Source organism: Paenibacillus oryzisoli (genome assembly GCF_050467285.1).
GTDB lineage: Bacteria > Bacillota > Bacilli > Paenibacillales > NBRC-103111 > Paenibacillus_E > Paenibacillus_E oryzisoli_A.
In genome coordinates, this window is record NZ_JBCMUN010000002.1 from 32009 (window position 1) to 47024 (window position 15016).

The following is a 15016-nucleotide window of genomic DNA, read 5'->3' on the forward strand; positions in this document are numbered from 1 at the left end:
AAGGATATACTTCCTCAAAGAATAATGAACAAAATTTCCGGACAACTGCTATTGTCCGGAATTTTGTCTCTCCCACCTTTTTTCTTGTAACCATTGATAGAACCAGATTGCAACCGTCAACCAACAACTGCTTGCCAGGAAACCTCCAAGAACATCTGTCGGATAGTGGACACCGAGATAAACGCGGCTGACACCAATGAGCAGAACCATCAAGCTACTTAGCACAACTAGCGTGATGCGGCCTGAACTCGTCTTGATATGGCGCCAAAGTAAAAATGCCAATACGCCATACAAACTGAATGCTGTCATAGAATGTCCACTTGGATAACTGAAGCCATTTGCCTCAATGATGCGGTGAATCATGGGTCTGGATCTATGGTAGGCTATTTTAAGCACAGTGTTAATTAGAGCCGATCCAATCACAACGGCAATTAGTAAGGTCAACTCCATTCGGTGATGGAGCACTATAAATAGAAATAAAATCGCAAGTATCGTGATAATGCCTACGGGAATGCCGCCACCTATAAACGTGAACACCTTCATAATACAGGTGATCGTTGGTGACTCGTACCCTTGTATGGACTTTATAATCGCTTCATCGAAATCGGTGAGTTGTTTGTCAGATATTAAAACTCCGATTAAGCCAAATCCTATTGCACAAACCATGCTTAAAGCTAGTGCAAATGCAAGTCGAAATTTAATTTTCATGGACTGGGAGATTCCTTCTCCTGTAGGAGTTTTGTTGAGCACTGCATCCTTCAAGCCTTGGAAAGTCAAGGGTTTGAGGGATTTTTTTCATGAGAATAATCTTCTTTGACGAACTAAAAGTTTAAAGACTGCTAGGCTAAGTAAAACACCATTTGCAGTCGCAACCTTCATGAGAGTAGGATGAGAAACAGAACTGACAGGAGTAGTGTAACCAGGCGATGTACAAACTAATCAGATCTGATATTCATTGCAAAATGAAAGCACCTCAAATTATATATCACTTGGAATGGTAGAAAACGTGCTATAAAAAGTCGCTTATGAGCCTGTTCGTTCAAGTAGGAAAATAATATATTTAAGTTATAAATCACTATGATTGACAAGGGGGACCTTACAATATATAGTATTGGCACAAGTTTACTTCGGGGGAGGTTTCATATGAGGGTCCTTCAATCGCTTCGGTCACGGAAATACTTGCAGCGGATTGTGCTGAGCTTCATGTTGGTTGTCGTTCTCCTAGTGGTGACGTCGGTCATCCTTTATTTCAATGCCCAAAGCAAAGTAATCAGTATGCAGAATGATGCGGATCGCAAACTGCTGACCCAGATCAATTACAATATTGAGAACATGAATGGCATCGTCAAGGATTTGGCCATTTCTTTATTTAACGAGGATGATATGATCGCATTGAAATCCGGCACTGATTTCGAGCAGAGTATCCTGAAGCTGGATAAACTGAACCGGCTTGTGGCGACATCCCCATATCTCCATTCCATTGTCTTTTATAACGCCAAGCAAGGACGCTATTATTCCTCCCTTAATCATGATCTTGATAACAATCAGTTATATGACGCCATTAGCCATTATGTGGGGTCACATGCAACGGTGCCCAAGCTGCAATTGATTCCTATGGAGCTGGATGGAAAGGAGGAGAGCTTTGATGTATTTTCCTTTTTTGTCTACGATGGCCCTTCCGTTAACTCGGTAAGTGGGAATTTTCTGGTTCTCAATATTAAGCCGACTTGGATGCTGCACAATCTGGAAGCGCTTAATGCTCTGGCGGAGCGGGAGAATGATGTTATCTTTGTAACCGACAGTGAAGGCAAGGTGCTAATATCCAATGACCGTATGCTCCCCAAACAGATGGATATCAAGAATTCCCTGCTTCAGCGCATTACCTCCTCAGGCAAAATGCTGGATAATTTCACCTATAGCCATGAAGACAAAAAATACAAGGTGACTTATCTCACCCGTGGCATGAATGACTGGCAGATTATAAGCCTCCAGGATTACGACAGGATGATGAGCAACGTCCGGCAGTTGAAATGGACGGCGGCTGCAGTCACGTTTTCTGTAGTATTGATGACAGTGCTGATCTCGATCTATTTTTCCATCCGGCTCTACCGTCCTGTAGGCCATCTGTTGACACTGATCAGACGCGATGGGTTTCAGGAAACGAACCAGACCCGGGACGAGCTGTCTGTTATTGCCTCTAGTTATTCGGAGATTATGGACAAGCTGAAGGATCTCGAGAAGGACCAGGCAGTCCAAATCAACATCGCCAAGGTATACCAACTGCGGAGCCTGATCACGGCGAGCTTAAGTATATCCGAGCAGGAATTCCTACAAAGCAGAGAGCAGTACGACATCGATATCGAACCGCAAGGAAATCTGGTTGTGGCCCTGGTGCGGATCGACAACCTGCGCGATGTCTCCAGCCGAACTGCTGACGCGGCTTTGTCGCTGCTTTATTTTGCCATTTCGAATATCGGGCAGGAGCTGCTGCGCCGCCGCTATGGCTGTGAAGCCGCTGATATGAAAAGCGACCATCTTGTTTTTGTAATCAGTAAGAGCGGGGAGATGGAGCATGGCGGGCTGCATGAGGTGTTCCGGGAGATGCAGGTGACCATCCGCAATTACTACCACATTACTTTTTCCGTTACACTGAGCAGCGTCTTTGACTCTTACCGGGACATCACGGCCCATTATTCACAGGATCTCCGACATGCCAATTACCGGATGATATTAGGTAAGCAGGCAATTATTGATCCCGATAAGGTGAAAAATAACGAAGCGTGCGGGCAATTTCACATCCCTCAGGAGCTGGAACGCCAACTGACAGAAGGTATAAAAAGCGGGGACAGGGAAAGCATTAACGATGTTGTGCTGAGGTGGATGGAGCTTGTCCGCACGTTCAGCTTTGAGAATATGTTTTCCGCGCTGCTGCATATGGTGGTGACGCTTAACAATACGCTCAGTGAAATGAACCATAACAAGCTTAATCCGGTTTCGGTCAATTTGCAGGCCATCAACCAGCGCATCCTGGAAAAGGAAACCCTGGAGGAAATCCATGAAGTGCTGATGGATGCCATCGGTGAAGTGTTCGATAAGCGTCAAAGCGGACGCGACGAGAAATCACGGCTGATCGCCGATACGATCAAAGAGATTGTGGAGAAGCACTATTCCGACCCGGACCTGAACGTGCAGAAGATTGCAGACATGCTGCGGATGAGTCATACGTATCTTGGGCAGGTTTTCAAGGAGCAGGAAGGTGCAACCGTGGTGGATTTCATCAATCGGACCCGACTGGCCCAGGCGAAAATCTATCTGGAGTACCAGGATTTGACCGTGACGGAAATCATGGAGAAAGTGGGCTTCGGTAATGAAAGCTATTTTTACCGGCTGTTCAAGCGGCAGTACGGTACCACTCCCAAGGAGTACAGGCTGAAATCGGCCATCAATCGTAATTCCTGAAGCAACTGCTATTCTCATATACTGAATCTATACCCCGCACAAAAACTCTGTACAATCCCAGCCTTCCGTTCTTAGAGCGGAAGGCTTTTTGCATGTCAGCTTCAGCAAAATGGCATATGTACAGGTGATTTTACAGGAATCTTGCGTATGTACAGTAGCGTTACACCCGCCCTTCCCCTATTGTTAGACCTGCAAGGCGGTAGCAAGCATATCGGACAGGAGGAGCTAATTAATGCTGAGTAAAGAGAATTCCGCTATGAGCGGGGAAACGAGCCAAGCCGCTTTATCCGGAGAACTCAGCCGGAAGCCCAAAGCTAAATCCTTTGTAGGAAGAGAACTGCATCATTTCTGGAGAAACCGGGAGCTGTTTCTTTTATCCCTACCGGGTGTCGTGTACAAACTGATTTTCGCGTACCTTCCTATGGTCGGGTTAATCATCGCTTTCAAAAAATACAGGTACGATAAGGGGATATTCGGAAGCGATTGGGCGGGACTGGATAATTTCAAATACTTGTTCACCGGGGACGCAGCCTGGCGCATCACCCGCAACACGGTCCTGTACAATGCAGCTTATATGGTATTGACGACCTGTATCGCGCTCCTATTTGCCGTTTTGTTGAATGAAATCCGAGCCAAATGGACGAAGTTCTATCAAACTTCGCTGTTTTTGCCTCATTTTCTCTCGTGGGTGCTGGTCGGATATATCGCATATGCCTTCCTGAACCATTCTGAAGGCTTTCTGAACGGGATGCTAGCTTCCTTCGGGCTCAATCCGATCAGTTGGTACCAAAAACCGGGAGTCTGGCCCTTTATTCTGGTCATCTTTCATATTTGGAAAGCAGTGGGCTTCTCCACGCTGATTTATTTTGCGGGAATTATGGGAATTAACAGCGAGTATTACGAAGCCGCAAAGATTGACGGCGCAACCAAAAGACAGATGGCTGTAAGCATTACCATTCCTCTCTTGGCACCGCTGGTCATCATCATGCTGATCCTGTCCATTGGCGGCATGTTCCGTGGAGATTTCGGTCTGCACTATTTCATTCCGAATAATTCCGGCTTCATCTATGGGACCACGGATGTCATCGACACTTATGTCTACCGTTCGCTTCGCGAGTTGGGCAACGTAGGGATGTCCGCCGCCACTGGATTGTACCAGTCGGTTGTGGGCCTGGTGCTGGTGCTTCTCGCTAACGGCATTGTCAAAAAAATCAACCCGGATCACTCTTTATGGTAAGTGTACTGAAAGGAGGTATTGTATGAAAACCAAATTCGAACCGTATCAGGGTCTTATACATCTGGTGTTTGTCATCATTTCTGTCTTGATGGTGCTGCCCTTTGCGTTGGTTGTCATTATTTCCGTGACGAGTGAGGCGAGTATTCTCAAGAACGGTTATCAGTTTATCCCGGAGGCTCTTAGCCTGGATGCGTACCGATATGTTCTCGAGACGCCGGAAATTATCCTTCAGGCCTACGGCATCACGGCTTTCATCACAGTAGTCGGCACCTTGGCCGGTTTATTCGTGACAGCAATGACTGCTTATGTTATCTCCAGGAGAGATTACCGGTACAACCGGGTAACCACCTTTTATGTCTTTTTCACGATGTTGTTCAGCGGCGGTCTTGTTCCGGTCTACATTCTTATCACGCAGTATCTGCATATGAAGGATACACTGTTTGCCCTGATCCTTCCGGTGCTGCTTTCACCCTTTAATATCATGGTCATGAAAGGTTTCATGTCCAAGATTCCGCAGGAGATTATTGAATCTGCCAAAATGGACGGTGCCAAGGAATTCCGGATTTTCTTCACGATCATCATTCCGCTATCCAAGCCGGCTTTGGCTACGATGGGTCTGCTCATTTCGTTCACCTATTGGAATGAATGGTTCAATGCGATGCTGTATATCGACAATCAGAAGCTCGTTCCGCTGCAACTCCTCCTGGTCCGGATTTTGAACAGTATGGAGTACCTGACAACCAATTCGGAGTTCTCCAGTCAGATGGGGATCAACCTGTCGGAATTCCCGAATAACTCCGCCCGGATGGCGATTGCGGTTCTGGCCGGGGGGCCTATGCTGGTGATCTTCCCGTTTTTCCAAAGATTTTTTGTAAAAGGCTTAACGGTTGGCTCCCTTAAGGGTTAACATAGAACATAACGAGAATTTCAGGAGGTCATGTAGAATGAAAAGATGGATGAAGACATCACTGGCACTATCGCTAGTCGCCACGGTACTCGCCGGTTGCGGGAAAGACGATGGCGGATCAACCGCTGCAGGAAGCGCGTCACCTGCGGGGAGTGCGTCGCCAGCGGGGACAGCAACCCAAAAGCTGTCTCCGGTCGAGCTCACTTGGTATTACCCGTTGTCCCAGATGCAGCCTGATCAACAGACGATAGAGCAGGAAGTCAACAAGATCACCAAGGAAAAACTGAATGCGACAGTAAAGCTGATGCCGGTACCGATCAGCGACTATCCACAGAAAATGAACACCATTCTGGCGGCAGGCGAGAAGTTCGATATTCTCTGGACCGGCTATCTGCTTAAGCAGGAGGAACTGGTACGGAAGGGCGCCATTCAACCCCTGGATGATTTGCTGGCGAAGAACGCGCCTAACTTGAAGAAGGACGTACCGCAAGTCATGTGGGACGGATTGAGCAACGATGGCAAAATTTACGGTATCCCCAACCAGCAGATTAACGGAAACCGCCTTGGCTTCCTCATTCAAAAGCGCTATGCGGACAAATACAAGCTGGATACGGCCTCCATCAAAAAGATTACAGATATCGAGCCGTTCCTGGAGCAGATCAAGCAAAACGAGAAGGATGTCATTCCGTTCGGCAGTACATTCAGCAGCGCGGTGACCGGCTTGAACAGCGACATGTTCTGGGTCCTGCCGGGGCTCGATGACCACTTCTATATCAAAACGGGAGATACCAGCTACAAGCTCTACCGGTACCCCCAAGAGGATCTGGACAATTTCAGACTGGCCAGCAAATGGTACAAGGCCGGTTATATCTTTAAAGATGCGGCAACGGCGAAGATGGCCGATTACGAGACAAAGGGACAAATGGCCGTTCAATTCAACAATGTCCTGAAGCCAGGCGTTGAGGCAGAAGCGAAGGCGAAAAACGGAGGCAATGATATCATTACCATTCCGGTAACCGATTGGTTCTCCAACGGCTATTCCGCCACCACCAACCAGGCGATCAGCCGGACGTCCCAGAATCCGGACCGGGCTATGATGCTGCTCGATCTGGTCAATTCCGACAAGACGCTGTACAACCTGATCTGCAATGGCATAGAGGGTGTCCACTACGACAAGATATCCGACAATGTAGTGAAGGCGAAGGCGGATTCCCGCTACAAGCCTAATATGGACTGGGTATTCGGCAGCGTGTTCAATTCCTATCTGAAGGAAGGCCAACCAGCCAACATCTGGGAGGAAACCAAGAAGATCAACGCGACCAAGAACGTCAACCCGATCGGCGACTTTAAATTCAATTCCGAGCCGGTCATCACGGAAATCGCCAATCTGAACGCGGTATGGGGCGAATATAAGAAGGGTCTTACGACAGGTACCCTGGATTTTGACGCAACATGGCCGGCCATGTACGACAGACTGAAGAAAGCGGGCGAAGACAAGTACGTGGCAGAGGTTACCAAGCAGTTTAACGAGTACCTGAAGAAAAAGGGACTGGTGAAGTAAGCGGTTATGCAGAGGGGGATGGCAGCCGTTTAGGAAAGGATAACAATCATCGGGTTTAAGGAGAGCTGCAGGTTCAGTCATCAAACGGAAACGGATGGCCGGCCTGCAGTTTTTCCATGCCATATTTGAATGGAGGAATGTAAAGAATGTGGAGAAGGAAGGTTATCGTCTTTTTGCTTATTGCATTGCTGCTGAGCGGCATCCCCGTTGGGGGCGTACAGGCGGAGGAGGCTGCTGCTCCCGGTGCCGTCTTGTATGTGTCGAATGATGGAAGCGATTCCAATTCTGGTACACTGGCATCACCTTTCCAAACTTTGGAAAAGGCGAGGGATGCGATCCGTCAGCTGAAGCAAGATTCAGGCCTGCCGGACGGTGGCGTTACGGTTTATCTTCGTGGCGGGATCTATAGCCGGCTATCCAGCTTCCAGCTAGGGGAGCAAGATTCCGGTACGGCGGATAAGCCGATCACCTACAAGGCGTATCCGGGTGAAAGTGTACGGTTGAACGGAGGTCTGGAGCTAGAGAAGAACTGGTTCACCCCTGTGACGGACACTGCGGTTCTGAACCGGATCATCAGCACGGATGCTCGAACCAAGGTGCTGCAGGCGGATCTGAGCGGGCATGGCATCACCGATTACGGCGTCATGAGCCGGCACGGTTATTACCTGGCCAATGATGTCAGCGAAGTTCCTCCGATGGAGCTGTATATCGACGGGCAAGGCATGACGTTGGCCCGTTGGCCCAACAACGGAACTGTCCAGATGGGCGACATTCTTGATCCGGGCCCGACCCGCAAGGATGCCGACCTGCAGACCCGGGGAGGTACCTTCAAGTACCCTTATGAACGTCCAGATTTGTGGACACAGGCGGACGATATTTGGCTGGATGGGATTTTCGGCTACAGCTGGGAATGGTCCTACAACAAAGTTGCCTCCATCGATACGGCTAACAAAACCATCACCTTGGCCTATGGGGAAATGAGTGGCCTGTTCAAAAACTGGTACCCGGATTTCCACTTCGCCCAGAACCTGCTGGAAGAAATCGATATGCCGGGGGAATATTATATCGACAGGAGTCAGGGCAAGCTTTATTTCATGCCAACGGCTGCCTTTGAAGGCGATAATCCCGAAATTACCGTCTCCATGCTGAAAACTCCACTTATCAATACGGTCAATACGTCGTTTGTGAACTTTGAGGACTTGATCCTGGAGAACGGCCGGGATTCGGCGGCAGTGATCATGGGCGGCGACCATGTGCAAATTGTGAATAGTGAAATCCGCAATTTCACCAATGGTGGCGTACGGATCAATGCTCCAAGCCGTTGGTTGTACAACGACTTCGCCAAGGCGGACGGCGTAAACCATGCTGTCATCTCCACCCATATCCACCATATCGGGGGAACGGCCGTCATCCTGAACGGCGGCGACAAGACGACGCTTGTTCCAGGCAACAATGCTGTGGTGAACAGCCACATTCATGATTTCGCCTATTACCACAAGGCTTATAACCCGGCTGTGATTCTGACGGGGGTGGGGAACCGGGTCTCGCACAGCGAGATTCATGATGCCCCTCATCCCGGTATCCTGATTTTTGGCAACGATCATCTGGTGGAATACAACAATATCTATGATGTCTGCAAAACTTTCTCGGATCTCGGCGCCATCTATATGAATCTGGGCGCATCGCCGCAGGAGCGGGGTTCTGTGATCCGGAGGAACTATTTCCATAACATCGGGGAAGGCAAAGCTGGGGTACAGGGGATATACCCCGACAACTTCACTATGGGAATCACGATTGAAGAGAATGTCTTCTATCGGATGGGCAACTCCGCGGTTCTGAATAACGGCGGCTCCCATATCAGTACCCGCAACAATCTGTTTATCGATGCTAAGGTTCCTTACGAATTTGCGGATCTTTACCTGGGAGACGGTCCGGATCAACAGATCAACAAGAACTATATGGGTCCGTGGCATGATTTGTTCGAGAAAAACAACAACTTTGAAGGCACGCCGCATATGGAGAAATACCCGGAGTTGGCGGACTTCTTTACGGAAAACCGCTATTATCCGGATACCAACACGTTCCAGAATAATGTGGTCTACAACCCGACGAAGACGAGAAATACCAGCACAAATGCGCAAGGGGCGCTTGATCCCCGCAATCTGATGCAGTATGCGAACAACTGGGTGACGGACCGGGATCCGGGTTTCGTGAACCTGGCGGGCGGCGATTTGAATCTGAAGCCCGATGCGGAAGTATTTCAACAAATTCCGGGATTCCCGAATATTCCGTTCAGCGAGATGGGAACCTCAGGGAAGGTAGGTCCATTACTGGCGGCCGACCTGATCCCCGTGCAGGACGTCAAGCTGTATGAGGATGCCGTGGCCATAGGAATCGGGAAATCGTATTCCCTTTATTATGCTGTTCTTCCTTGGAACGCAACTAATCCGGCTATCCAGTTTACCTCCAGCAATCCCGATATCGTGAAGGTGGATGCGAGCGGTAAGCTGAAGGGGGTTAATCTGGGAGAAGCAGTGGTTACTGCAGTTTCTGCAGACAACCCATTGTTGAAGGATGAGATCCATGTCACGGTTGAAGTCGGCGACGGAATCATGGAGTATACGGATTTCGAGAGCGGCCGGAACGGATGGCCGAGCGATGCTAACCGAAGCATCCTGGACATGGGCGACGGCAACCATATGTATAAGCTGTTGATGGGCGCAACGACGCTAAATGAGAGCGATTTCAGCAATTATGAGCTGAGCTTCAAGATGAAGACACCGCCGGTTATTCCGGAGACAGCTACGTTTTACGTCTTCGACCGGCAGAACAAGACCGGCAGCGGAGGCCGCATTGGGTACCGGAAGATTGCAGACGGCACCTCCTCCTGGATTCTCTATAACGGAGCCTGGGCGACCGTCAAAGAGAATAAGCTCGCTACCCAGGACTTGCAGGCGGATACGGTTTATAATTTCAAGATCATCGTCAAGGGAGCGGAAATCAGCGTTTATGTCGACGACAAGCTCAAGCTGAAGGCTACCGACACGACGCATAATGCTTCGGGCCAAGTCGGATTCTATGCCGGCGGCTTCAACCATCTGCTGTTCGACGATATCAAGTTCTCGGTTCCTGGCAAGGACGTTACCGGTTTAGTGTTCGATAAGAGCAGCTACAACATGGTGATGGGCGAAGAACTGCCGCTTGTGGTGGGCTACGATCCATCGGATACCGCCGACCGTGCAGTCATCTGGCACTCCTCTAATCCGGAGATTGCTACTGTTGATGAAAATGGCGTAGTATCCGCTCTGGCCCAGGGGGAGACGGTGATCACCGCAACCTCGGCTGTCAACCCAGCCGCCACCGCTTCTACCACAATCAACGTATCGGACATTATGCTCTCCACGAATTTCGATTCGGGCGCCAACGGTTGGCCGGTGGATCCGAACCGCAGCATCGTGACGGTGAACGGCAACAAGATGTACAGGATTGTCAAAGGTGCGAATGCGCTTCATCCGAAGCTGTTCCAGAACTATGATCTGACCTTCAAGCTGAAAACGCCGGCTGTGATTCCGGATCTGGGAACATTCTACGTGTACGATCGCCAGGTATCCGGCAAGTCGGGCATCATCGGATACAAGAAATTTGCCGACGGCACCTCGAAGTGGCTGATCTATAACAAGGATTTTGTGGAGATGAAAACGAACGTCCTGCCTTATCAGGATCTGCAGCCGAATACGGAGTATCAAATTCACATCATTGCCGACGGCACGAATATTCGCGTGTTTGTGAATGGCGAGCTGCGGCTGGAAGGCTCCAATCCGACCTCCAATCCATCAGGAACGATCGGCTTCTACGTAGGCGGCTTCAGCGAAATGTGGTTCGACGATGTGGTGGTATCGATTGTCAAAGTACCTGTAACGGCCCTTCAAGCGAATCCGGCAAGCCTTACATTAGAGCCGGGCGCGAGCGGGCAAATCGAGGTGACAGTCGCGCCGGCGGACGCGACCAATCGCAGGGTCCGCTGGAGCACCAGCAATCCGGCCGTGGCCACGGTTACGGACACCGGGCTGGTCACCGCTGTTGCATCGGGCACGGCGGTCATAACGGTCGTTTCTCTGGATGATGAAACAGTGAAAACGGAGATTCCGGTTTCGGTTGTTGCGCCGGAATATCCCATTTTCAACCTGGATGAGCATCTGAACGACCGAGAGCACTGGACGGCGTCGGAATCGGTGTCTTTCGGCGACGGCACAGTCAAGATGAAGAGCAACGGCGTATATGGCTACAATGGTGCGAAGTTTGGCAGCGGATTGATCCGGTTTAAAGCCAAAATCGACGAATATGGACCTCTAAGCGGGTGGTATGGTTTTGCGATACGCTCCGAAAGGACCGGTGATCCTGCTTGGGTGGGGTCCAACACAGGCTACCTGGTGGTTATCAAGGAAAATCAGATTGAGTTGCAATCCTGGAAGCCGGGGCAGAAGATGCTGGAAATCTTGCCGAATACCGCACTGCTGCCAAATGGGGAATATAATATTGAAATCGGGGCGATTCAGACCCCGGCAGGCGTACGTTTTATTATGAATGTGGATGGGAATCCGGTACTGAACTATCTGGATAACGACGGGAACACCCGGATCGCTGCAGAAGGGTATCTCAATGTCTACAGCTATAATAACGGAGACAACCTTATTGAACTGAAGCCAGTGCAGGGACAAGGGAATGTACTCGAGTCGATCCGTCTGGATGCGGAGCAGATCAGCTTGGCCGTAGGCGAAAGCCGGCTCGCAGTGACCCAGGCTGTCTACGCCGATCAATCCGTCACCCAGGTGACTTACGGGGTAACGTATACGACGGATCATCCGGAAATCGCCGTGGTGAATGAATCGGGGATCCTAACAGCTGTATCGGCAGGAACCACCAAACTGACGGCGGAATATCAGGGCAAGAGGGCTGAAGCCATTGTAATCGTCACACAGGGCCAGGAGCCTGGTGATGTGGTGCCTCCCGCTTGGACTGCAGGTAAGTTGATCGTAATGGACAAAGACACCACCTCTGTGTCGCTGGCCTGGTCCGGCGCATCCGATCATACGGGGGTGGCGAAGTACAGGATTTACAAGGACGGCCAAGAGGTTGCGACTTTAGCCGGAACGGCATATACCGTGGACGGATTGTCGCCGGATACGGCCTATACCTTCCAGGTGCAAGCGGGCGATGCAGCAGGCAACTGGAGTACGGACGGACCGTTCATCACAGTGAGAACCGCTGGGGTTGCACTTCCGGTATCGGCATCCGGATCACTTACGGGTTCACTGACTGTTTTGGGAGGGAAGGAGTATGAGCTCACTTTCAGCCTGAAGCAGGTGACTGGTGAAATTGTGGGTGAGGATATGACGATCGGGTTCGACCCGGCATTGTTCCAATTTGTCTCCGTGGAGTCTCTCCTACCGAACGTTGCCATTGTCACTCAAAAGGTTAATGCGGACAATGTTCGCTTGATCCTGGCCGGTACGGGCGGCATCGGCGGTGCGGTGACTGCGGACGGCGATGTGCTGAAGCTGAGATTTATCGCGAAATCTCCGTCGCAGGGGCAACAGGCGGAGGGCCAATTTACGGTTCAGCCAAATGCGATCACCAATAGCAAAGGATTGGAATCAGAAGTCGTTACCGCACCACTTTCGGTATCGATCCTGACCATCGAACTCGGCGATTTGAATGGTGACGGCAAGTTTAGCATTGGGGATTTGGGCATTCTGGTCGGCATTTACGGCAAAACCAACGCAGACCCTGAATGGAGTCTGTATGAAGCGGCTGACCTGAACCATGACGGTGAAATCGGCTTGATAGACCTGACAATGATTTCGAATAAAATTATCGGAGAATAAAAGCTCTTATCGAGCACTTCGAGGAAGCGGGCTCGTGAGAAATGCAAAGTGTGTGAATGAAGATGTTCATTCACACGCTTTTTTATGAAGAAAGGAGTTGAATGCATTGGCGAAAAAGATAGGATTATTCGGATTGATGATACTGCTGATGTGTATCGTATTGCCTACTGCCTCATTTGCCGAGGAGGGGCCAAGATTTTCATTGTCGGTTTCGAAAACGGCTCCGGCTGTTGGCGAAGAGACCGAAGTGGAAATTAAGGCGAGTCAGGTCAAGGATATGGTTGCCTTCGAGCTTAATCTGTATTTTAATCCTCAATTGTGGGATATTAGCGCCATTCAATACAGCTCCAGCTTGGCAGGCTTCAGTTCTGTGACACAACAGAACTTGTGGAGCGAAGGGCATTTTCAAGCCGTATATACGAAATTAAGCGGTGCAGCAGGTGAAAATGGAGATGTAACCCTAGGGAAAGTGAAGTTTAAAGCGAAAGCAAAGGGGGCCGATACCGTTACACTCCGGTCTATTTTGGTAGGACAGTTAGGGGAGCCAGAGGACAAATTCACGAAATATACGCCGAATGTCCAAGCCCAAGTTGTCATTCGTGATGGTGGTGCCGGCGGCAATAATAACGGCAACAATGGCAACAATGGGAACAGTGGAAATAACGGAAATAACGGAAATAACGGAAAAGGAAATGGACAGACGGCTTCCGGCTCCCAGCTTCAAATAACAGCTTCCCCTGACCATGATGGAGTGGTTCAGATTAGCGTGGATCCCGGCAATCTTAAGAGCGTCATCGATCAAGTAGCTGGAGATCGCGTCACGATTGCGATTCAATCCGATGCCGAAGCAAAGAAGGTTTACGTAGAAATCCCTATGGAACAGATTCGTTACGCCACTTCCAAAAATGTTCAAATGATTGGCATCGATAGCGGTCTTGCAACGGTCTACCTGAATAAGGATTTATTTGCTCGAGAGGGCTCATCCGCTTCAGTTTTACAGTTTACCGTGTCGCAAGTAGATGCGTCATCTTTGCCGGTAGCTGCTAGCGCAATTGTAGGCAACAATCCGGTATATGATTTCGATCTGAAGCTGGATGGAAGAAGTGTAAGCCAATTTGTCGGAAAAGAAGTGGCGGTAGAGGAGCCTTACACGCTTCAACCAGGGGAAAAGCCGGGCAATATCGTGATTTATTATATCTCTACTAGCGGCCAGCTTGAAGTGGTGAAGAATGCGAAATACGATCCGGCAACGGGGAAAGTAAGCTTTAAACCCAAACATTTCAGTATGTATTTCCCCGTTCACGCAAGCGTTACATTTAACGACTTGTCGGAAGCGGCATGGGCTAAAGAATCAATCGAAGCCCTGGCCGCAAGAAAAGCGGTGAATGGCGTCGGAAACGACAGCTTTCGTCCAAATAGCGATGTAAGTCGCGCAGAGTTTATTACGATGCTGGTCAATCTGTTCGATCTTGCCGACGCAACGGTAAAGAGCTCGCTGTCCGACGTTCATGAACAAGCGTGGTACTATACGCCGATTGCAACTGCTGAAAAATTAGGCATTGTGGAAGGAAAGGGCGACGGGACCTTTGGCGTCGATGATAAGATTACGAGACAAGATATGGCGGTGATGATGTATCGGGCAGCCCGGTCATTAGGCTTTGGACTGAAACCGACGGATCCTGCAAGCCGCTTTAACGATCAAGACGATATTGTGGACTATGCTTCGGAAGCGGTAAACATCATGCAGCAAGCTGGAATTTTGAATGGAATGAGCGAGAGTGTATTTGCGCCTCAAGGCTTCTCCACCAGAGCACAGGCTGCAGCGGTTTTGTATAGAATTTTCGACAAGAATTAATGGAAGCGGGAGAACGATTCTTGGTAGAGGCAGATGATCATTCAGGAGTATAAAGTATTCATCGAGAATAGGAATATACGTTCTTGTTCTGGGTTCCTATCGTGGAGAATCG

General features: G+C 49.7%; 7 protein-coding genes. 6 read left to right on the forward strand and 1 reads right to left on the reverse strand.

Going from position 1 to position 15016, the window contains the following annotated elements:
- Nucleotides 1-48: 48 nt before the first annotated feature.
- Nucleotides 49-708, reverse strand: a complete 660-nt coding sequence (locus tag ABE504_RS03975; RefSeq protein ID WP_430084831.1) for a phosphatase PAP2 family protein — start codon at nt 706-708, stop codon at nt 49-51.
- A 435-nt stretch (nt 709-1143) separates the two neighbouring features.
- Between ABE504_RS03975 and ABE504_RS03980 the strand changes: the two genes are divergently transcribed.
- From ABE504_RS03980 to ABE504_RS04005, 6 genes are all read left to right on the forward strand, one after another.
- Complete coding sequence (locus tag ABE504_RS03980; protein WP_430084834.1) at nt 1144-3459, forward strand: helix-turn-helix domain-containing protein; 2316 nt, start codon at nt 1144-1146, stop codon at nt 3457-3459.
- Nucleotides 3460-3715: 256 nt separating this feature from the next.
- The gene (locus ABE504_RS03985; protein ID WP_430084979.1) at nt 3716-4696 is read left to right on the forward strand and encodes an ABC transporter permease; all 981 of its coding nucleotides are present in this window, start codon (nt 3716-3718) and stop codon (nt 4694-4696) included.
- 22 nt (nt 4697-4718) lie between these two features.
- On the forward strand, nt 4719-5603 hold the full coding sequence (locus tag ABE504_RS03990) for a carbohydrate ABC transporter permease (protein ID WP_430084837.1): 885 nt from the start codon (nt 4719-4721) through the stop codon (nt 5601-5603).
- A 37-nt stretch (nt 5604-5640) separates the two neighbouring features.
- Nucleotides 5641-7164: an ABC transporter substrate-binding protein gene (locus ABE504_RS03995; protein WP_430084840.1), complete on the forward strand. Its 1524-nt coding sequence runs from the start codon at nt 5641-5643 to the stop codon at nt 7162-7164.
- A gap of 146 nt (nt 7165-7310) precedes the next feature.
- Nucleotides 7311-13049 (forward strand): Ig-like domain-containing protein, encoded by a 5739-nt coding sequence (locus ABE504_RS04000; protein WP_430084842.1) that lies wholly within the window; start codon nt 7311-7313, stop codon nt 13047-13049.
- A gap of 106 nt (nt 13050-13155) precedes the next feature.
- Nucleotides 13156-14904, forward strand: coding sequence for an S-layer homology domain-containing protein (locus tag ABE504_RS04005; protein WP_430084844.1), 1749 nt, complete (start codon nt 13156-13158; stop codon nt 14902-14904).
- The last annotated feature ends 112 nt before the right edge of the window (nt 14905-15016 follow it).